Raw genomic sequence first — 22,412 nt, forward strand, 5'->3', positions numbered from 1 at the left:
CACATAATATGATACAGTAGATATCTTCAAAGTAATTATTTTATCCAACACAAAGGGAGTACACATGAACAATTACAAATTAATCATCCAATACGATGGTGGGCGGTATAAAGGGTGGCAACGGCTTGGAGATAGCGACAATACAGTACAAGGTAAGATTGAAAAAGCGATCTCTGTACTGGTCGAGCAACCGATTGAAATTACAGGTTCTAGCCGTACCGATTCAGGGGTACATGCGCTGTATCAAGTGGCTAATTTTAAAATTAAAGAAGACTTGCCAGAGTCTAAAATATTTAACTTCCTGAATCATTATTTACCGCCTGATATCAGTATCACTGAAGTATCGAAAGTCGATGATCGGTTCCATGCACGGTATCATGCGACTAACAAAACGTATATTTATAAAATATGGAACCAAGCATATAGCCATCCATTTATGCGCAAATATAGTATGCATGTTGCCAAAAAGCTAGATATCGCCAAGATGAAAGAAGCTTGTGCTCATTTTATCGGAGAACATGACTTTGCAGTCTATTCCAATGCTAAGTCGAAGAAAAAAGATACATTACGTACGATCTATACGTTAGATGTCGAGGTAGTAGATGGATTTGTACAATTCCGTGTATCTGGAAATGGATTCTTGTACAATATGGTACGTAAAATGGTCGGTACACTGATCGAAGTAGGATTAGGGGAAAAGCAAGCTTCAGATATTCCTACGATTTTGCTATCCAAAGAAAAGCTACAAACTGGGGGGATGGCAGATGCAGAAGGTCTTTATTTAGAGCAGATTCAATTCAAGTCAGAATAGATAAATATTTAAAAACCACACCAAGTTTCTTTATATGACATTCCACCAAAATCGTATAAAACAATGAAGAAATAATATCATATAACAATAAGGAAGTAGACTTGAAAAGGTCTACTTTTTTTTCGTAATAAGGTATCTATCTTTTAGTGATAATAGTAGTTGTATTTCATTACATATTCCCTTACAATTTGTTGAAGCAATTCTGTAATGCGTTAATGTATGTTACGGCGAATACATTTACAGCTATATTATAATCGTTGTACATAATGAACACAGTTGAAAGGGAGCGTTTTGTTTGGAAACGAAACAATTAACTAGAGGTCTCAAAACACGCCATATTGAGCTAATTGCACTCGGAGGAACGATAGGTGTCGGTCTATTTATGGGATCAGCCAGTACGATTCAATGGGCAGGGCCTTCTGTGCTGTTGGCGTATTTGGTAGCAGGTGTAATTATGTTATTTGTGATGCGAATGATGGGCGAAATGTTAATCGTTGAACCGGTCACAGGTTCATTTGCTACATTTGCCCATAAGTATATTAGTCCGTTGGCTGGATTCTTGACAGCATGGAGTTACTGGTTTTTATGGGTAACGGTGGGGATGGCGGAAGTTACTGCTATAGGTATTTATGTAGGGTACTGGTTCCCGGAGATTCCACAATGGATTCCAGCGTTAGCCGGTGTCGGCATTATAGCGGCAGCGAATCTAGCGGCGGTTAAGTTTTATGGAGAATTTGAATTCTGGTTTGCGATGATTAAAGTGATCGCGATTAGTGCGATGCTGGTGATCGGCACAGGCATGATCTTTTTTGGACTTGGCAATGGTGGCGTACCGATTGGATTATCTAATCTGTATGTCCATGGTGGATTTTTTGCAGGCGGGTTAAAAGGATTCTTATTCGCATTATGTATTGTCACTGCGGCATATCAGGGCATCGAGATGATCGGGATTACCGCAGGGGAAGCTGAAAATCCTAAAGTGACGCTGAAAAAATCGATCAAAAATATCGTTTGGCGGATATTGATTTTTTATGTAGGTGCAATCTTTGTGATCGTGACGATCTATCCATGGAATGAAGTTGGTACAACCGGAAGCCCGTTTGTTTTAACATTTGCCAAAGTAGGAATTGTAGCGGCGGCAGGTATTATTAATTTTGTTGTTTTAACAGCAGCTATGTCTGGTTGTAATAGTGGTATTTATAGTGCAGGACGAATGCTATATACACTGGCGCAAAACAAACAAGCACCACCATTTTTTGCTAGAATTTCAAAAAGTGGAGTGCCTCGCAACAGTATTATGACGACGATTGCTTTATTATTGGTCGGCGTGCTATTTAATTACCTGTTTCCAGATTCCAAATTATTTTTGTACATTTACAGTGCCAGTATATTACCAGGGATGGTTCCATGGTTAGCGATGGCATTTAGCCAATTTAAGTTTCGCAAAAAATGGAAAAATGATATTCACGAACATCCATTTAAATCGTTATTTTTTCCAGTGAGTAATTATATCGTGATCATCTTTTTGTCACTGGTGCTGATCGGCATGTGGTTCAATCCGGATACACATAACTCATTAATCGTCGGAATTGTATTTATTGCGATTGTCATTGTTAGTTATTATGTATTTCGAATTGGGAAGAAATCGGATCAGAGAATAGATTAATTGGATATTACATTTCATACTATAATGCCTACAAAGATACCATAATACGAAGCATATTCTTTTTTCTGACATGTTTAGAAAAAAAGGATATGCTTTTTGTTTGAAGACAAGCCATGACGGTTACATAGAAAAAGAGCTCATTAATTTCCAGAACGACGACTATAAACATCATCTACGAGGAGGAAATTCAATCATGGCTGACCAATATCTAAAGCAAGATCCAACAACTCAATATCCTAAGGCAAACGAAGACTGGCAACAAAAACAACCAGAACCCGGTTTGCAAACAGAGATGACTCCACGTCCCGATTCAGGAGAAACCAGTTACCGCGGAACAGGTCGCTTAACAGGACGAAAAGCACTCGTAACAGGAGCAGATAGTGGTATCGGACGCGCAGCAGCAATTGCTTTTGCTCGTGAAGGTGCAGACGTTGTAATTTCTTACTTACCTGAAGAAGAAGCCGACGCTCAAGAAGTAGTGAAATTGATCGAAGAAGCAGGTCAAAAAGCTTATGCGATGCCTGGCGATTTGAAAGATGAGAAGTACTGCGAACAATTGATCGAAGACTCTGTAGCTAAATTAGGTGGAATCGATATTCTAGCTAACGTAGCAGGTAAACAGCAGTTTGTTGAATCGATTGCTGATTTAACTACAGAACAATTTGATGCAACATTCAAAACAAACGTATACTCTCTATTCTGGTTATGCAAAGCAGCTATCAAGCATATGAAACCAGGTAGTTCAATTATTAATACATCATCTATCCAAGCGTACTCTCCTTCACCAGGGTTGCTCGATTATGCAACAACTAAAGGTTCGATCAACGTGTTCAGTAAAGCACTGGCACAACAAGTTGGTGAAAAAGGTATCCGTGTTAACGTTGTAGCACCGGGTCCAGTATGGACACCTCTACAAGTAGCAGGTGGACAACCTACAGAAGCATTGAAAGAATTCGGTTCCAATACACCACTCGGACGTGCAGGACAGCCAGTAGAAATGGCTCCAGCTTATGTATTTTTAGCAAGCCAAGAGTCTAGCTATGTAAGTGGCGAGACTATCAATGCTAACGGTGGTATGGTTAGTCCATAACTTGATCATATTGGCTTTATTTCTAAATACAATAATGATATTAATAAAAGGAGGGGCATAATGCCTCTCTTTTTGGTTTCTTCATCTAAAATGATAATATAGTAAATAAAACAATATAGATGTATATGTGCCATGAAAATGATTCGAGAGCATAAGCGTATATCCTATGTCATAGAAAAGAGAATGTTATGAAAATACAATTTGATGAGCGAACAATCGAATTTAATGTGCAATATAGCAAGCGTACCAAGATCGCTATTCAGTTGGAGACGATAGGCTTAATTACGGTCAAAGCACCGAATGGAACACCTGAAGCAGACATTTTACGTGTAATGGAGCGCAATAAGCAATGGCTGTTGGATAATACCAGTAAGCTAGATCAAGCTAGAGCAAATGCTGTTCCTCAAGCAAAAGAATATGAAGAGCAAGGACAGTTTTTGTATTTAGGTAAAAAGTATTTTCTACATGAGCTTATTGAAGTAGGCGATGCGAACGAAGAAGAATTACGTCACAGACTCAAAAAGTTTTACTTTACTAGTTGTAAAAAAATCGTATTAGAACGGATCGAAGGCTACCAGAAACAATTACGTGTGAAGCCAAAAAGTATTGAAATCGAAGAGTCTACGACCAAGTGGGGCAGTTGTCATTCGAGCAAAAAAATCACGTTTAATTATCGTCTCGCTATGGCTCCTGTAGAAGTGATCGATTATGTGATTGTACATGAATTATGCCATCTTCTGCATATGAATCATGATCGTTCATTTTGGAGACGATTAGGTAGTATTATGCCTGATTACAAACAAAAAGAAGAGTATCTTGCACGACATGGACGTCATATGACATTATAAGATAGGGCAACCGTACATTTAAATAAAGGAGAATATACACATGACAATACAATCAGAACGTTTAACGATAAAGCCCCTTGTTAAAAAGCATATAGAATCGTTGCTTGCTTTAGAAGTTAAAAACAAAGAATTCTTTAAAGCTTTTACTGGCAAACGCAACGAATTTTTCTATACATACGAAGGTCAAGCAGAACGTGTACATCGTTTTTTGGAATCTACTGAACAAGATACCGGTTATTGTTTTCTTATTTTTCTAAAAAATACAGAGACTGTGATTGGTGAAGTGATTTTGTCTGAAGTGGTGCGTGGTAATTTGCAAAGTGGTTGGATCGGATACTTTTTGGATCAGGACTACAATGGTAAAGGATATATGAGTGAAGCTGTGCAAGCAGTAGTGAAGTATGCTGTTGATGAACTAAAATTACATCGTATCGAAGCAGGAGTTATGCCACACAATATCGGTTCGACCAAAGTATTATTGAAATCAGGATTCACTCAAGAAGGCACTGCTCGTAAAAATGTAAAAATCAATGGAGTATGGCAAGATCATATTACATTTGCTATTATCGAAGACGATTTGCAAACGCATTCTGATTGATAAGAAAATATATGAAAATACTTTATCAATGATAATCATATAGAATATATTCTATTTTGGATCGATCTGATCGGGTAAATTTCAATTGAAAATAGCAATAACTTAAATTACAAAGCTAATATAACTAATAACTTATAAAATAACTTTATTAATTTCAATTAAACATCTAAAATGGATAAAATTAGTATATAATGAAGCGTGGATACTAATATGACGTTTGGGAGATGTTTAATTTGGACAAGCTGATGGAAACTTACATTGATCAGGTTTCTAATCAATTTCAAGAGTGCATTTACAAAGTATTGAAGCAACTACATCACTTGGTAGGGGTAGATATCGATATTTTGAAAGAACATAACTCTGAGGAATTATTAGCAGATATGTTTCGTAGAGGATATCATATCGAAACAGTAACCGATCATTGGAAAGATGAACATCAGACAGTATATTATCATTTGAAATGCAATGATGAAATCGTAGTATCAGGTCGTATTATCTGGCAAATCGAAGGCTATCATACACATTTTTTTGCTAATTTTGGGAAGCACATAGATGGTCAATGGAAAGACATAAGTGAATTACATCTTCAACCATTATTGTAAATCAAAAGACAAGCTGATGGGCATAAGCTCCATAGCTTGTCTTTTTTATTGGATATAGATCTTATTCTAAAATGGTAAATCAATTAAGATGTTTTACCAACTACGCTTGATCCGCTCTTCGTGATTTTGTAATTCAAGATATCGCCATTCCAGAAATGGAATTTGAGCAATACTTCACCATCGTTTGTTTCTTTGAAAAAGTCTGGTGTTAATTTGATAACATTTGCACTGTAATCCGGGCTAAATGCAGTAGCAAATTCTTTGAAAGGAGTCCAGTTTTGTGGACCTGCATTACCACCATTGGTATACGTAGCTTCCATTGTTGCTAATTGGTTACCATTAAACGTAGTCGGAATAGCGAATGAACTGGTTGTGCCTGTTGTAGCACTTAATGTAGGTGTATTATACGAGATTACATTAAAGTTCCAGTTGGCTCCTTTGCTAAATTTAGCTGTTAGTGTAGCATTCACACCTAATTTACCAGAGGAAAGCAATTTCGTTAAAAGACTGGATTTGATAACAAGTGTATCTCCACTGATCGTATAATCTGTTCCTTTGACCAGCGTTGTACTACCATTAGAAAGAGAACTGAATGTATTACCGTTTAGATTCAATTTGACTGTTTTGTCCTGAATCGTTGCTCCTTTTTTGAAATACAATAGGTCTGTTTCTGCGTTTGAAGAACGTCCTGTCCAGCCTGCTTTCATCACATTGTATAATTCAGGATCAGACCACTTGTAGGTAGTACGGCTAAAGTGCTGACCATTGTCCCATAACATCGTAGTCATATTTTTTTGACGTACATAGTTAGAAAAGAATTCGAAAAATTTCAGCTTCTCACCTTGTTCGATTACGCCTGTATTTTTATCAAATCCCAATAATCCAAATTCACCGATGACGACTGGAATTCCTTTAGCTACAAATGAATTGTAGACACGGTCAAATGTATCTGTGATATCTTTTTGCGTATCGGCTTCAAATTTGGTATAGCCTGCAATATTCACACTGAACGGCCAGAAGCCATAGTAGTGAACCGTAGCAATAATATTAGGATCGTTTAATTTGGCAATCGTCTGAGATAGAGCATCCAAATCTGCTTGTGTAGAAGAAGTTGCTAATGTAGGAAGAACGATAGCACGGGTAGCATTGTTACCACCAGATGCTCTTACAATTTTGTGGAAAGACGTATTCAGTTCATCTAGCAATTTGTAAGCTGTTGCTGGATCTGTAGTTCCACCTTCGGTAAAGCGAGGTTCATTAATACTTTCGAACATCAGCTTACTAGAAGATCCTTTGAAGCGATCTGCGATCTGTGTCCAGACTGCATTATAACGAGCCAGTACAGGATCATGATTTTGACCCATATAGCTTGTCCATAACCATGAATCATGATGAATATTGATCATTACATACAGATTAGCATCCAGCGCCCAATTGACCACTTCTTGTACACGATTCATATAAGCGGCATCAATCGTATAGTTAGGAGCACTGCCTGTATGTTGATCCCAGGTTACAGGAATACGAATACTTTTGTATCCTTGATTAGCAATTTGTTGAATCAATTCTTTGGTTACACGAGGATTGCCCCATGAAGTCTCATCTGCACCTGTCGCATCAAGTGAATTCCCGAGGTTCCAACCCGGTTGCATTGCACTAACATAAGATTGAATCCCTGTTGCGGCTGCGGTAGAAAGGGAACGTTCTTCATCTGAAGCTGCTGAAGCCATTGAAGAGGAAAATAAAGAAAGTAGTAGAGCCGCAATCACAGTCAACGAAAGATATGATTTGGATTTACGTTTCATTAATAAAGTCTCCTTTGTGAAAGTTATGGACAATCTGTAAACGTAATGAGCTGTACATCTTGAAAACAACATGTGTTTCCTTTGACAAACAGTCGTTGCACTGACAGGTTACATATATATGAGAATATTGTAAGCGTGACCACCTCCTGATAAATAAGTAATGAAAGCGTTTTCTAAAATGTAATATAGCACTGATTATCCAAAGTAAATACCATAAAAATTGGTAATAAATTCATACAAAAATTAGTGATTTTACCTATTTTAGAGATAAAAATAAAGCCGGAAAATACAAATATTATTCTGTACATAATGTAAATATAAAGATAAGGAAAGAAATATGAAGATATGGAGCACCAGACTATTGACATGTGACACTGTGTCACATTATAATTGTCTATGTAATTTTTTACACTTGAAATAACAGTATATGATACAAAATGCTTAATTTGGAGTGAATCCATGCCTACTCAGACTTTTTTTAATTTGCCTAAGGAAAAACGCAAAGGGTTAATCGATGCGGCTTTCAAAGAATTTTCGCGAGCCTCTCTGGCAGATGCTTCGATTTCGAACATTATCAAAGAAGCTTGTATTCCTAGAGGAAGTTTTTATCAGTATTTTGACGATAAAGCTGATATTTTCTTTTATATTTTAGAAGAGTATAACAAGCATAATCGTGAGAAAGTGCTGTTGCTTCTCAAAGAAAATGATGGGGATATTTTTATAGCTTTTAATGAATTTTTCAAAATGATGTTAGAACGATTTCAGCATCATGAATATCGCTATTTTGCTCAAAATATCTTTTTGAATATGAGTTACAAAGTAGAGCATCGCTTAGCGCTGAATGTGAATAATCCAGAGGCAAAAGAACGTACCGATGAATTTATCCGCTCGATCAATCGTAGTCGTCTGAATGTAGCTGATGAGAAAGAAGTGCTTCATTTGACCAAAATTATTGTAGCGATCACCATTCAGAATTTTATTCGTTTTTTTGCGAGAGAAGTTCCGATAGACGACATTATTGAACATTACGAGTTGGAATTGGATTTGTTGAAGCGAGGATTAAGTAGAAATGTATAAGGAATTTGGGTGACTTTTGGAGATAAACATCATCTAATTCCTTGTCTTTGTGTGTTTGCATACTGGACACATGATTATAGCCATATTGACGTTCATAACAGGTATGTTAAACAGTGCTTGTTGTAACAATAAAAAAAGTTGAACTACAGGGGTGGAGTAAGTGAGAAGGAAGATCGTATTGTCAATTCTCATCGTGTTACTAGTTATTAGCGGTGGCACGTTAGGTTATTATTACTGGTATCAAGGTACTCATTTTGTCAAAACAGAAGATGCCCGCATTTCAGCAACCCAATATAAAGTGATGCCACAGATTACCGCAGAGCTTAATCATATTGATGTTGAAGAAGGCGATGTATTAAAACGCAACGAACCGATTGCTGAACAAGATGTATCCGGTCTAGATTCAAGTATGATTAGCAAGTCTGTTCTACGTTCACCGATAGATGGAACAGTCTTAAAAGTGTATTCCAAAGAACATGAGATCGGTACACCAAGTTCTCCTGTAGCGATTGTAGCGGATATGAATGATCTATATGTCTCTACGAATATCGAAGAAACAGATATCAATCGCGTCAAAGCAGGTCAAGTGGTCGATGTATCGTTAGATGCAGATGGAGATTACACAATTCAAGGTAAAATCCGCAAAATTGGTGAAGCGTCTAACTCGGTTTTTGCTACTATTGCAGCTACCAATACAAGTGGTAATTTTAACAAAGTCACACAGCGTATTCCTGTTGAAATTGCGCTCAATGTACCTAAAGACCTCAAATTGATTCCTGGAACAAATGTGGTTGTGAAAATTCATACATCGTAAGGAGAGGTTTATGTGGCTGACACAGTCGTTGCCGCCGCTCCTCCCGCAGATTCGCCTAGAGAACGCTGGCTTGCTTTTATAGCGATTATATTAGGAGCCTTTGTCGCTATTTTGAATAACAGTCTAATCAATGTAGCGATTCCGCAGTTGACCACCGATTTGGGATCAACAACGTCACGAATTCAATGGGTGATTACCGGCTATACTCTCGCATCAGGAATAATCGTTCCGATTACGGGATTTATGGAGCAGCGTATTGGTTATAAGAAATTTTTGATCGCTGCACTGAGTGTATTTACACTGGGAACAGCATTTTGTATTTTTGCTTGGAGTGACTCGTCTTTAATCGCTGCACGTATTCTGGCAGGATTAGGTGGCGGTGTAATTATGCCGCTTAGTATGACGATTGTATATAAAATTATGCCACGTGAACAAATTGGGATGGCACTTGGTATCTGGGGGGTAGCAGCAATGGCTGCACCTGCTATCGGGCCAACACTTAGTGGATACTTGATCGAATGGTTTAACTGGCGGTTTTTGTTTATCGTCTGTATCCCTGTTGCACTGTTCGCGATCTTGATGGTTATTGTGCTAATCAAAGAACCACCAAAAGGCGCTATCGTCAAATTTGACTTAGCCGGCTTTTTATTAGCGGCTACCTGTGCAGGAACATTATTATATGCACTATCCAGTGGTTCAAGCGATGGTTGGAGTTCTTTCAAAATTGTAGGATTATTTTTTGTAGCTTTCTGGTCACTGGTATTTTTGATTTTTGTCGAAAGTGGCAAAGACAACCCGGTTATCGATATTTCTTTATTTAAAAATTATAAATTTACGATCAGTGTTATTACTTCGAGTTTTGTTATGATGGGGCTATACGGAGGAACATTTTTATCTCCATTATTTTTGCAAAATATTCAATCGGTCTCTCCTGTACACACTGGTATTATCTTGTTGCCACAGGCGATTGCGATGGCGGTAATGATGCCGATTGCTGGTAAATTATTTGATAAAATCGGGATTGTACCGATTGCGTTATTCGGCTTAACGTTAACGAGCATTATGACCTATCATCTACACACACTGACTCCAGATACTTCACATCTATGGCTACAAGTCGTATTGATGTTCCGCGGTATGGGAATCGGAATCTGTATGATGCCATTATCTACAGTAGGGATGAACGCTGTGGCACCGGAAAAAGTCGGTAAAGCTTCTACAGCATCGAATCTAGTACGTACGATAGCAGGGTCAATGGCGATTGCTATTCTGACATTCTTAATGCAAAGTCGTACAGCACTACATTCACAACAAATATCAGAATCGATCACACTGGATGGAGCACAAACGCTTCAAGCCACACTGGGAAGCTCATGGGCAAGTATTACTTCAGGATTGATTACGCTTGATGCTTATTCCAGAGGAATCGCCGATACATTCTTAGTATCTTCTATTCCGCTATTCTGTTCGATTCCATTTATTTTCTTGTTTATTAGTCGACGTAAAGGTGTCAAAGTGATCAAAGAATAATCGTATATCGATATGCTTTCAGATAGGAAAGCTTTTCATCCAATATAGATAGAAAGAAAGGGAACACGAATGAAAAGAACAAAGTGGGAATTACCATTAGCAGCGTTGCTGGTTGGAACGGTTGTGTTATCCGGCTGTTCTTCCAATAGTGCAGCGGCAACAACACAGGCAATGAATGTGACTGTCAAAGTCAGTCAGGCACAAAAAGGATTGATCGGCAAAGGTGAAATCTATACAGGTACAGTAACCCCTTCAGAAACAGTTAATATTGTGCCTAAAATGGGCGGTAAAGTTGTATCATTACCTGTAGATATCGGAACAGAAGTGAAAAAAGGACAAGTGCTTCTCAAACTCGAAGACAATGATCTTCGTAACAATTTGGCAAAAGCACAAGCAGATGTAGCAGCGGCAGGAGCAGCAGTCAAAACCGCTCAGGATTCACAACAATCCGGTATGGTGTCTGCGAATTCTGGAGTGGTAAGTTCCAAAAATGGTATTATTTCTTCTAAAAGTGCAATCGATCAAGCAACAGGTTCGATCAACCAGGCGAACGGATCGATTAATCAAGCGACAACAGCGGTAGAACAAGCCAAAACAGCCGTTTCTAGTGCGGCTAACAATATTAAGCAAACGACAGAAACATTGTCTGCTGCGCAAAAAACATTAACACGTACGCAATCATTATTTCAAAATGGTCTAGCAACACAAGCGCAATTAGAACAAGCACAGACCGCTCAAGCAACAGCGCAAACAGCGAATGATAATGCTAAAAATGCACAGGTTAATGCGCAAGAACAATTAAATGCAGCACAAAAAGCATTGGTTATTGCAAAGAAAAATTTGAGTACAGCTCAAAGTGCTTATGAAAATGCAACCAGCAGTTATGAGAATGCTAACAGCGGTTATAGCAATGCACAGAAACAACTGGAAGTATCTCAAAGTACATCAGGTATCGAAGCCAGTCAGCAAAAGCAAAAACAAGCTGAACTGAATGTAAATATTGCTCAAGATGCTTTAGATGATGCAGTGGTCACTTCTCCAATTAACGGTATTATCGGTACTAAAAATGCAGAAGTCGGTGAAATGGCATCTACATCTTCACCAGCACTTGTTATTGCTAATCTAAGTACAGTCAATACACTGATCTATGTTCCAGCAGATCAAATCAATAATGTTAAAATTGGTGATCCTGTACAGGTGCGAGTTACTTCATCCAATATTCTTAAAACAGGCAAAGTAAAAAATATTAGCCCGATGGATGAGAGTGGTAAAGGGTATCCGGTGAAAGTTGCCGTCTCTAATGCAGATAATAAGCTCAAATCAGGAATGTTAGCAGATATTAGCTTTGTAGATGCTAGTGCCAAAGAAGGAATTATTGTTCCTTCCAAAGCGATCCAAACGATCGACGGTAAATCGTACGTCTATGTTGTACAAAAAAATGTAGCGATCCGTAAACAGGTTACTTTAGGCAAAGCAACTGGATCACAAGTATTTATCAACAGTGGAATTAACGATGGAGATACTATCGTAACCAATAATCTTGCTTTGTTAGACGATAAAAGTCCAATTACAGTTTCTCAATAAGTAGATTACAGAGTTGTACATGGATCTTAAGAAAGTAGTACAATAGCGCTTTAAGCAGGTATTATTCTGTTTGAAGCGCTATTTTTTATAGGTAATAGATAATGAATTACATAAAGTCTACATGATTAACTTCAAATAAAGGAGGCGCGCTATGATAGATATACAAACGTACCAGCCAGAGTGGGCAAAACAATTTGAACAGATTAAACGTATTTTAGCAAAGCAATTAACAGGACAATGTATAGGTATTGAACATGTAGGGAGCACTTCGGTGGTAGGACAAAGTGCTAAGCCGATTCTAGATATCGATATCATTATTCCTAGTAGACAGCAATTATCCAGTGTTATTACAGCATTACATACTCTCGGTTACAACTATCGAGGTGACTTGGATGTCGAAGGAAGAGAAGCTTTTGGACGAATAGATGATTATGTGCCTTGGAATTCAGATCAGCGAGTCTGGATGAAACAGCATGTGTATGTATGTGCTCAAGATAATCAAGAATTACATAGACACCTTACTTTTCGCAATTATCTTCGTCAACATCCTGAGGAAGTGATCGCTTATGGACAACTGAAGCAACAGCTTATTAAGCAGACAGAAGATCGGGAACAATATACATTACTCAAGACTGATTTTGTAGAAAATATTTTAGCTAAAGCAAATGTAACCTAATCTTTTATAGCAGGAGGAGACACTAATGTGGGGCAGAAAAAAGAACAAACAATCACTTCATAAACCTTTATCAGAGCAACAATTATGGGAACGGTATTTTTTTGAACGTCATTCATTGGATACATTATTAGAATGGTCTAAGCGATTGAAATATTTTCGATATTGTCGAGCTTATGGAGGACATGTAGGAGATGGCGATTCTCTTTTAATTGCGATTCGGATTCAGTCAGAACAAGAACTACATGAAGTGTTTGAACAGTTAGATATACCGATTGTATTAGCATCGGATTCCTCTACATCTACTACAGCAAATTGGAGATATCCACAAATAGAACATCCCAAACATGTGATGATTGCAGGAGTAAAAGCTTTTATATGGATGTATCCTGATCGTATGAAGCTCAGTATCACGAATCTGGAACATCCGGTAGAAGTAACAGCAACCAGCGTAGTTGCCGCAGAACAATTAGAACCTTTTTTAGCACCATTAGCTTATCGAATGATTGATCCTCCGCAAGATGATCGGTATTGCTTTAGAGCAGAGGATTGGCGATAACAAAAGCAAAAAAGAGTATCTACAGCTAGATGCTGAATAGATACTCTTTTTGGTGATGCTGAATATGTTAGTTATACATCAAGCTTCTTGGTATTACGGGATAGTATAAAACATAAGAATAATACTATCGCTGCCGCCATATAAGGGAAACCGATATTAATATCGAATAATAATCCAGCTACAATCGGGCCTGCAATATTACCTAGACTGCTATAAGCAGAGTTCAAACCAGCAACATAACCTTGCTGATTGTGAGCAATTTTGGATAACTGTGTACTGATGGCAGGTCGCAAAATATCGATCGATAAGAATACGATAAAAGTAACCACTAATATCATCCAGTATTGATTGACGAATAACGTTAACAGTACAAATACTGACGCGAACACAAGACACCACGAGATCACTTTTTTCTCACCAAATGTATTCACGATCCAGCCAAATGCACTGACCTGTACAACAGCACCAGCAATCGAACCGAAGGTGATAATAAAGGCAATATCTTTCGGTGTAAATCCGAACTTGTGATCGACAAACAATCCGAATACAGTCTCATAATTGGCTAAGCCGAAAGACATCACAAATACAATCACCAGACTAAGAAAATACGATTCACGATACGAATGAATCAACTGTAAAAACATATTGGGTTGCTTGGTTAGAGATGCTTCAGCGATTGTCGCTTTACGTTTCTCGGCTGTTAATGATTCAGGCAACACTAGCAATGTAATAATAGCCGCTATAGCTGCAGCGATCCCTGCTGCATAGAAAGGAACACGAATACCAAATTCAGCAATATAGCCACCAATCCCCGGCCCTATAATAAATCCAGTCGTGATCGCGGCATTAATATAACCCATCCCTTTACCACGTTCTTCATCTGATGTGATATCAGCGGTATAAGCCATTACAGCAGGCATAATAAAGGCTGCACCGATACCACCTAACATACGAGCAGCGAACAATAGTGTAGGATCATTTGCAATCCCGAATAACCATTCAGACACTGCGAAAATAATCATCCCGGAGACGATCATTTTTTTACGTCCCCATGTATCAGATAATCGTCCGGCAATCGGGGAACAGATCAACTGACTAAGTGAAAAGGCAGCAACCAGTAATCCAACCATACTACCGTTAATATGAAGTTCATTCATATAGGTAGGCATAATAGGAATAACTAACCCTACACCTGTAAAAATAAGAAAAATATTAATCATCAGAAGTAATATAGCACCTCTGTTACGAAGTAATAACAACATGAGTAAATCCTCCATCTATTCTTTTCATCATTTTCAAATACTGAACGTTCGGTCTGTAATATGACATTAATAGAATATGTTACTGCTTATCATCTTATTGATAAAGCAGATCACACTATTCTATCTATAGTAGTATGGTTGTAAAATGCTAAGAAGGAGCAGGATGTGCAATCCCATACAGCAACACCTGTACAGCTAATTCGTACACACTCAATGCTTCTTCAATACTGGATTGACGGGACATTTGGCTAAGTCCAATAATCAAACTTTCCATAATAATCGCTAACTTGGAAGCATTATTGGCTTTGAATTCACCTTTGTCGATTCCTTGTTGGATCAGTTGCTGATTAAAGCTTAAATGAGAATCCATCATTGTAGAGACTCGTTCTTCGACATCGTTATCTTTCTCATCGCTGTTAAAAAATTCATCGGCTGCTTTGGTAAGTGGATGACTCAGATCTTCACGTACCAGATGTTCGGCAAGCCCATATAATTTTTCGACTGTAGTTGGAAAAAGATGTTCCTTTTCTAACCATTTCTCTTCCCAATCTCGATTCCATTCATCTAACAAATAAAGAAAAAGACCTTCTTTGCTTTTAAAATGGTAATAGATATTTCCTTTACTGCTACCAGTCGCTGCCACAATATCTTCAATCGATGTCGCTTTAAACCCTTTTTGCACAAATAGGGCGCGAGCCGCATCCACCATTCTTTTTTTCGTCTGTTCGGTTTGCAATTGCTTTTTATTCACGAGTTTTCACTCCGATTCTTAAGGTGTTCTGAATCATACAGTATAGAGCGCTATATATAGAAGAAATAATACTGAACGTTTGTTCAGTATGTTAACAGAGAATACTAAATTTGGCAAGTTAGACATAAGGTTTTAATCGTTATCCATACAATTCCATTATAGGAAAAATCAATTCCCAAAACAAAAAATATGTAGTAATATGAATAAATATGTCTATGTACCTAAGTCTAAAGGTACAAAAAGTGGATTAGACTTACATTTCATTGGGGGAATTGATGTTGGGGAACATGAAAAAGAGAAATCGCCAGTGGATGATGTTACTACTGAGCGTAGCGATTGCTTTGCCTACATGGGGGTTAACAGCAACAGAATCAGCTCAAGCAAGCGATATCCAAAATCACTGGGCAAAAGATGTACTGACACAATGGCAAAATAAAGGTTATATCAGCGGATTTCAAGATGGAAGCTTACAACCAGATCAAAGTGTCACTAGATCGCAACTAGCCGCTATGATCAACAAATCATTTGGATTTACACAAGCCGGATCAATAGCTTATCAGGATGTACAGCCTTCTGATTGGTTCTATCACGATGTAGCGATTGCTAAGTCACAGGGATATATGGAAGGATACAAAAACAATACATTCCATCCCGATCAAAAAGTAACACGTCAAGAATTAGCGGTTATTTTGACTTCATTGAAAAAGTTAAAATCATCGAGTTCAGCTACACGTATGAAAGATACCGTCCATAGTCCTTCTTGGAGTAAAGGTTCTATTGGAGCCGTTATCGACAATGGTCTGATGAATGGTGATGAAAAAGGATTCCGTCCCAAAGATACAACAACACGCGCGGAAGCTGTAACGGTATTAGAACGTTCTTTAGAATCATCGAATAATACGAATACGTCCAAATCAAATTCGCCTACGACTACATACAACACAGCAGGTGTCTATGGGCCGGCATCCGGTCAACAACAGATCACAGGTGATATGCAGTTGAATAGTGCTGGCAGTACATTGCGCAATATGGTGATCGAAGGCGATCTTCTATTGGGTGCAGGTATTGGTGAAGGCGATGCTATTCTAGATCATGTTACTGTCAAAGGAACAACAACGATCAATGGTGGCGGTATCAACAGTATTCATCTGCAAGATTCTACACTTAATACAACAGTAATCAATAAAAAAGACGGCAATGTACGTGTAGTCACTACAGGTACAACAACGGTTCAACAGATGATCCTTCAATCTGGAGGTTTACTTGAAGAAAAAGGTCTAACTACAGGTTCAGGATTTACCAATGTAGTCTTGTCTAATCAGATTCCAGCAGGATCAACGGTCTCACTAAAAGGGCGTATTGATAGTATGGATATTTCATCATCGTCTGTGCTAACTCAATTGCTTACAGGTTCTGTGGATAATCTGGCAGTGGCTTCAGGAACGACAGATAATAAGATCAGCACGACAACATCTTCCTCGATCCAATCATTAACTTTGAATGGTGTAGCCAAAGTGAGTGGTAACGGCACGATTGAGAAAGCCTACATTAATGTAGCAGGAACAACGATTACACCACGAGTTAACCAGACAACAACCAGTGCAGGCGTAACAGCCCGAATTGAAGGTGGTATGGTCGGCGGGGAGCAAGTGGTTACTAATATTCGTAAAGACGATAACAAACACCAAGAATCGTCCACACCTGTCGTTGTGCAACAACCTATGCAAAGTTTGGATGTTAGAAATGGACAAGCGATTTTACATCTAAATCAACCAACAAATGAATTATTGCTTAGTGATATGGAAGTAACGGCTACGTTAAATGGTAAACCTTATACGCTAACGAATGTTATTTATGATAGTGTGACAGGCGTTCTACAATTCGATCCGCTTAATTTAAAATATGCTTATAATAAAGTATTAGAGATTACAATTACACCGTCCTCACCTGCAAGCCGTTTATTGATAACTACAAAAGGCAATCTACGTATAAATGGATTTACAGGGTGGATTTCAGAAGAAAATAGTGCTTATGTAGAAGGAATGACAATTAATTTTCGTCGTGGAGTAGGTGTGACAGAGGGACCAATCGCAGCAACTGTTACAACCAATGAATATGGAGATTATATAGCTACTCTTCCGCCTGGAACATACACTGGTGAGTTGAAAAAAGAAGGATATATTCCTTCCTATCTGATTGCTACATCTTTGGCAGACAAATATAATTATGAACAAGATGCTATTGTTTCCAGAATGCCAACAGAAGGTAAAATTAGTATTGTGTTAACATGGGATGCATTACCTTACGATGAGGATGCTCATTTGTTAGGACCTACACCCGATGGCTATGGATTCCATACTTCTACCGAAAATAGACAGTACAATTATCAGAATCAGAATTATGTATCTTTAGATACAGATAATATGAGTTCTTACGGACCAGAAGTGATCACTATTAATAAACGTGTAGATGGCATATACACGTTTTATGTACAAAATTATAGTGCGACTGCTAATAATGGAGAAGCATCAACATTGCGAAAATCATCAGCTACTGTAAAAGTATATAATGGAGCATACAGACTTCCGATGAAAACTTATCATATCCCTGTAGGCGATGGAGAAGAACCTTACTGGCATGTGTTTGATATGAATGTAGATCGTGATCAAATCAGCTTTTTCGATCAAAATATGTTAGTTAATAAGCCACCTATCTCTATTTATCATCAAACTCCTGATCAAGGAGATTTGGATATGCTTGACTTAGAACGTGAGATGGAACTTATCTCATCATATAGCGAATTGTCTTATGATACCAAAGTAGATGAGGATATATCATTGCGCTTATCCAATTCAATTAATAGTAATATCAATACGTTTGTTTCTGATATTGAATTATTACCTCATATTGTGGATGGTCATCCAGTAGGTGTAACAGACGATACGTATTTAACCACTTCCGATACAGAAGATACGATACGATTAGCTCAATATAATGGAAGTGCTTATGCGGCAGATTATAATGTGACATTACATTTATCTCTAGGTGGGGCAGATTTGGAAATGACTGTTTTAGTTAAAGTTCCTACTATAGATACGTGGATCGAGCAAGCGTCTGTAGAAGCTCAATCCAAGATCAATACTGCTACGGCTGGACAAGATATCACTGCATTACAAACGGCTCTAAATCGTAAAAATGCATTAACAAGCAGTTCAACAACAGAAGAAAAAATTGCTGTTTTAGAAGAACTGAACCATGTTTTAATCAGTTTTTGAAAAGTATATAAAAGGCTGTAAACTAAAAAGAACAAGTCTAGGCATAATGCCTTTGACTTGTTCTTTCTGTTTACAATAATTAAGAGACAGAACTTTTTAAAAGGTTGTGTCTGTTCAAAGGAACACGATGATCTTGAGCATCATCTGTACAGGACGTTGCAGGAGGACGCAAAGAGGGTGTACGTTCTAACACAATATCAATAAAATGAGATATCTGTTGTAGCGACTGAATATGTTTATCAATCGTTTGTTGATGCTGTTGGAGCATTTCGTAGAGATCAGGATAATCAGTCAGATCACTATCAAACGATAGATTTAGATAGGGTTTCATTTCTTCTAAAGATAAACCCGTCTTTTTCAAACAGACTACTAATTTCATTTTTTCAATATCCATTGTATGGTATATACGATGACGATTAGATTTGCGCTGAGCGTAAGGAAGTAATTTAATTTTTTCATAGTAACGAATCGTATCTTCAGATAAGCCACTTTGGCTGGCTGCTTCTTTGATTGAAAATTCTTCAGATGAATACATATCCTATCACTCCTTTAAGACTGTAACGTTATTTTATAACTTGGAGTCGACTCCAAGTCAATCTACGTACTTATCTGTAATCTCCCTATAGCAATTGCTTTATAAAATAGCTGAATTAGGTTTACTGTTGACTTCGATTCGACTCCAAGTTGTAGAGTGAACTCAACCCTTTGTTACGGGGGTTCCAATTGTTCACTTGTAAATAGGAGGAAATAGAATGAATACTACATCTTTAGCACGTATTGCATGTATTACTGGAGCTAATCACGGAATCGGTCTTGCTTTGACTCAACAATTACTAGAGCAACAATGGCAGGTGATAGCGATTATTCGATCTTCATTTGCTACTGATGATATACAAATTCAGCAAGCTATACAAGATCAGCGCTTACGTATTTATGTGGCTGATGTATCTGATTTTGAGCAGTTACGAACAGCACTCACACAGATTCAAGCCCAAGAAACCCATATTGATATATTATATAATAATGCAGGTGGAAGTTATCCTGAATTAAGTTTTTCCCCGCAAGGGCGTGAGCTTCACTTTGATACACAGACTGTAGCTCCATATATTATTCTGAAAGAACTTGAGCAATTGATTCAGCAAGGAACCCTACGCACAGTGATCAATACATCCAGTGCTGTATTTGCTACATTGTTAACATTCGATCCTGATCAGTTAGAACATCCGACAAAATTTAAACCGTTATTTGGAGCCTATGCAACCGCTAAGTTAGCTTTATCGCTTTGGACTTTTGAACGTGCTTCTGAATTTGAACATCACAAAGGAATCAAGTTGTTAAGTGTTGATCCTGGGGGCAATAATACGCTACGTTCGGGTAAACGATCAGGCATTCCATTTTTCATCAAAATTCTAACTAGATTATTTTTTCCAGCACCGACTCGTGGAGCATCTTTATTATATGAAGCCGCTTTAGGAGAGAATCATTCGTTATTTGTAGCAGGTGATTATATTGTGAAAGGGAAATCAGCTCCATTGAAGTTTAAACAGATTGCACCTGTAATTAGTGAGAAGGTGCATAGAATCTATGAGCAAGAATATAAAAGATAAATAGACCACAGTATTTGGATATCCCATCACAAGTTGCTTGTACTCAAAAAAAGTTTCTATATGAGCGAAGACATTTTACTTTTTTAAAGAAAGGATGATGTGCGATGCGTAATCAGCAACAGATGATGGATTTGATTTTGAACTTTGCCGAGCAGGATGAACGGGTGCGAGTAGTAGCGATGAATGGTTCGCGTGTGAATCGCAATGTGCCGACTGATATTTTTCAATATTACGATATCGTGTATCTGGTGACGGATGTGCCATCTTTTGTAGAAGATTCGAATTGGACAGATTATTTCGGTGAGAAGATTATTGTGCAAATGCCAGACGCTACAGGCGATTTCTTAGAAAATAATGATGGACGATACGCTTATCTCATGTTGCTTGCTGATGGCAACCGGATTGATCTGAGATTATTTCCATTATCTCTTCAAGCGACTTATATTGCTGAAGATCGGTTGATTGAAGTATTACTGGATAAAGATCAGCGAATGCCTGAACTGTCGTCACCAACAGATAAAGATTACCATATTCAGTGCCCAACAGCGCAACAGTATGCAGATTGCTGTAATGAATTGTGGTGGGTATCGACTTATATTGCAAAAGGATTGTGGCGACAAGAAATTCTATATGCGATTGATCATCTCAATACGTATGTTCGTCCTATGTTATTACAGATGATCACCTGGCAAGTTGGAATTCATACAGACTTTCAAGTAAGCGTAGGCAAAAATCATAAGTATTTACAACAATATGTAGATCCAGCTATATGGACACAATTGTTAGCAACATATCCTCAAGCAGATAATGAACAGATCTGGCAGGCACTACACCAAACAGGTGATTTGTTCCGAAATGTCGCTTTAGATGTAGCAACACAATTACATTTTGAATATGATAGGGTGCAAGACCAGCAGGTGAGTGCCTACTTAGAACATATTCGTACACTGAGTCCGCAAGCGCAAGATTTTTATTTGTAGTGTATAAAGCATTCCATACAGAAGTGATTACAGAAGCGCATACAGAAGCGCATACAGAATTTCATTTACTAAATGGTCTATTTATTTTGGCAAAACAAAAGCCTTACTCCATATACAGGAATAAGGCTTTTAATATTTCTACATTAATACATAACTATTATAGACGGACACCGATATGGAAAGAATCACGTAATTCCAATAGTTCTGCATAATGATCCACGATCATATCTGCTTCACTCAAATCTTGATTGCCTGAACCTGGATTCTGATGACCGATACAACGCATACCTGCAAGCTTAGCTGCTCGTACACCATTACGAGAATCTTCGATTACGACACAGTGTTGTGGTTCTACTTGTAATAATGATGCCGCATGCAAAAAGATATCCGGTGCAGGCTTACCATGTGCTACTTCTTCACCACTAACCATGACTGTGAAAAAGCGGCGTAATCCTGTACGCTCTAAAATCAATTCGATCAAGGAACGTGGAGAAGATGAAGCGACCGCAAGCTTTATCCCTGATGCAGATAACCATTCGATCCATTGTTCTACATGGTCAAACGCTTGCAATTCCTTGTGATCTTGCATCACTTTCATCACATTGTCTTTATGAAAAGCCAGAACTTCCTCCATCACATGATCCAGCTTGTGTTTATCCATCACTTGCTGAAACATCGATTCCAACGTAACACCTACATACGTATGATGTTCTGTTTCTTCTACTGTAGCACCCAGATGCTGGAAAGAACTTTTTTCAATTTCAAAATAAATCGGTTCACTGTCGATCAGAACGCCATCCATATCAAAAATAACGGCTTGAATCGGTGGGTCCTGCCACAAAGAAGATGAAGCGTTATTCAGATGCTTTGATGCCATATG

General features: G+C 38.0%; 20 protein-coding genes. 15 read left to right on the forward strand and 5 right to left on the reverse strand.

Features of this window, described 5'->3' with window-relative positions; genetic code table 11:
- Nucleotides 1-64 precede the first annotated feature (64 nt).
- The 6 genes from truA to PQ456_RS03865 all read left to right on the forward strand — a co-directional run bounded on the left by truA (nt 65) and on the right by PQ456_RS03865 (nt 5,615).
- Entirely contained in the window at nt 65-811 is a 747-nt protein-coding gene (truA, locus tag PQ456_RS03840) for a tRNA pseudouridine(38-40) synthase TruA (RefSeq protein ID WP_273614936.1), read from the forward strand.
- 295 nt (nt 812-1,106) lie between these two features.
- Nucleotides 1,107-2,477, forward strand: a complete 1,371-nt coding sequence (locus tag PQ456_RS03845; RefSeq protein WP_273614937.1) for an amino acid permease — start codon at nt 1,107-1,109, stop codon at nt 2,475-2,477.
- Between the two features lie 193 nt (nt 2,478-2,670).
- Entirely contained in the window at nt 2,671-3,567 is an 897-nt protein-coding gene (locus PQ456_RS03850) for an SDR family oxidoreductase (protein ID WP_273614938.1), read from the forward strand.
- A gap of 188 nt (nt 3,568-3,755) precedes the next feature.
- A complete protein-coding gene (locus PQ456_RS03855; protein WP_273614939.1) occupies nt 3,756-4,415 on the forward strand; it encodes a M48 family metallopeptidase in 660 nt (219 codons plus the stop codon).
- A gap of 40 nt (nt 4,416-4,455) precedes the next feature.
- The gene (locus PQ456_RS03860) at nt 4,456-5,013 is read left to right on the forward strand and encodes a GNAT family N-acetyltransferase (protein WP_273614940.1); all 558 of its coding nucleotides are present in this window, start codon (nt 4,456-4,458) and stop codon (nt 5,011-5,013) included.
- Between the two features lie 233 nt (nt 5,014-5,246).
- Entirely contained in the window at nt 5,247-5,615 is a 369-nt protein-coding gene (locus tag PQ456_RS03865; protein WP_273614941.1) for an MAGE domain-containing protein, read from the forward strand.
- An 83-nt stretch (nt 5,616-5,698) separates the two neighbouring features.
- On the opposite strand, the gene PQ456_RS03870 is transcribed toward PQ456_RS03865, so the two are convergent.
- Entirely contained in the window at nt 5,699-7,420 is a 1,722-nt protein-coding gene (locus PQ456_RS03870) for a cellulase family glycosylhydrolase (RefSeq protein WP_273614942.1), read from the reverse strand.
- 459 nt (nt 7,421-7,879) lie between these two features.
- Here PQ456_RS03870 and PQ456_RS03875 point away from each other — a divergent pair, with 459 nt between their 5' ends.
- From PQ456_RS03875 to PQ456_RS03900, 6 genes are all read left to right on the forward strand, one after another.
- A complete protein-coding gene (locus PQ456_RS03875; protein WP_273614943.1) occupies nt 7,880-8,497 on the forward strand; it encodes a TetR/AcrR family transcriptional regulator in 618 nt (205 codons plus the stop codon).
- 160 nt (nt 8,498-8,657) lie between these two features.
- Complete coding sequence (locus PQ456_RS03880) at nt 8,658-9,311, forward strand: HlyD family secretion protein (RefSeq protein ID WP_273614944.1); 654 nt, start codon at nt 8,658-8,660, stop codon at nt 9,309-9,311.
- 12 nt (nt 9,312-9,323) lie between these two features.
- Nucleotides 9,324-10,841 (forward strand): DHA2 family efflux MFS transporter permease subunit, encoded by a 1,518-nt coding sequence (locus PQ456_RS03885; RefSeq protein ID WP_273614945.1) that lies wholly within the window; start codon nt 9,324-9,326, stop codon nt 10,839-10,841.
- A gap of 69 nt (nt 10,842-10,910) precedes the next feature.
- Nucleotides 10,911-12,425 (forward strand): efflux RND transporter periplasmic adaptor subunit, encoded by a 1,515-nt coding sequence (locus tag PQ456_RS03890; RefSeq protein ID WP_273614946.1) that lies wholly within the window; start codon nt 10,911-10,913, stop codon nt 12,423-12,425.
- Nucleotides 12,426-12,576: 151 nt separating this feature from the next.
- Entirely contained in the window at nt 12,577-13,101 is a 525-nt protein-coding gene (locus tag PQ456_RS03895) for a GrpB family protein (RefSeq protein ID WP_273614947.1), read from the forward strand.
- 25 nt (nt 13,102-13,126) lie between these two features.
- Nucleotides 13,127-13,657 carry a hypothetical protein gene (locus PQ456_RS03900; protein ID WP_273614948.1) on the forward strand — a complete coding sequence of 177 codons (531 nt, stop codon included), beginning with the start codon at nt 13,127-13,129 and terminating at the stop codon, nt 13,655-13,657.
- Nucleotides 13,658-13,728: 71 nt separating this feature from the next.
- Here the strand turns inward: PQ456_RS03900 and PQ456_RS03905 are convergent, their stop codons facing one another.
- Both PQ456_RS03905 and PQ456_RS03910 read right to left on the reverse strand, forming a co-directional pair.
- Nucleotides 13,729-14,919 (reverse strand): MFS transporter, encoded by a 1,191-nt coding sequence (locus PQ456_RS03905; RefSeq protein ID WP_273614949.1) that lies wholly within the window; start codon nt 14,917-14,919, stop codon nt 13,729-13,731.
- Nucleotides 14,920-15,067: 148 nt separating this feature from the next.
- Entirely contained in the window at nt 15,068-15,670 is a 603-nt protein-coding gene (locus PQ456_RS03910; RefSeq protein WP_273614950.1) for a TetR/AcrR family transcriptional regulator, read from the reverse strand.
- Between the two features lie 287 nt (nt 15,671-15,957).
- Here PQ456_RS03910 and PQ456_RS03915 point away from each other — a divergent pair, with 287 nt between their 5' ends.
- Entirely contained in the window at nt 15,958-18,945 is a 2,988-nt protein-coding gene (locus PQ456_RS03915) for an S-layer homology domain-containing protein (protein WP_273616232.1), read from the forward strand.
- A 79-nt stretch (nt 18,946-19,024) separates the two neighbouring features.
- Here the strand turns inward: PQ456_RS03915 and PQ456_RS03920 are convergent, their stop codons facing one another.
- Nucleotides 19,025-19,480, reverse strand: a complete 456-nt coding sequence (locus PQ456_RS03920) for a MerR family transcriptional regulator (protein ID WP_273614951.1) — start codon at nt 19,478-19,480, stop codon at nt 19,025-19,027.
- 217 nt (nt 19,481-19,697) lie between these two features.
- Here PQ456_RS03920 and PQ456_RS03925 point away from each other — a divergent pair, with 217 nt between their 5' ends.
- Together PQ456_RS03925 and PQ456_RS03930 are read left to right on the forward strand one after the other, a co-directional pair.
- Nucleotides 19,698-20,552 carry an SDR family NAD(P)-dependent oxidoreductase gene (locus PQ456_RS03925; RefSeq protein ID WP_273614952.1) on the forward strand — a complete coding sequence of 285 codons (855 nt, stop codon included), beginning with the start codon at nt 19,698-19,700 and terminating at the stop codon, nt 20,550-20,552.
- Between the two features lie 104 nt (nt 20,553-20,656).
- Nucleotides 20,657-21,532 carry an aminoglycoside 6-adenylyltransferase gene (locus tag PQ456_RS03930; protein WP_273614953.1) on the forward strand — a complete coding sequence of 292 codons (876 nt, stop codon included), beginning with the start codon at nt 20,657-20,659 and terminating at the stop codon, nt 21,530-21,532.
- Between the two features lie 157 nt (nt 21,533-21,689).
- On the opposite strand, the gene PQ456_RS03935 is transcribed toward PQ456_RS03930, so the two are convergent.
- A complete protein-coding gene (locus tag PQ456_RS03935; protein ID WP_273614954.1) occupies nt 21,690-22,409 on the reverse strand; it encodes an HAD family hydrolase in 720 nt (239 codons plus the stop codon).
- Nucleotides 22,410-22,412: the final 3 nt, after the last annotated feature.

Origin of the sequence: Paenibacillus kyungheensis (genome assembly GCF_028606985.1) — a bacterium.
In the GTDB taxonomy this organism is placed as follows: domain Bacteria; phylum Bacillota; class Bacilli; order Paenibacillales; family Paenibacillaceae; genus Saccharibacillus; species Saccharibacillus kyungheensis.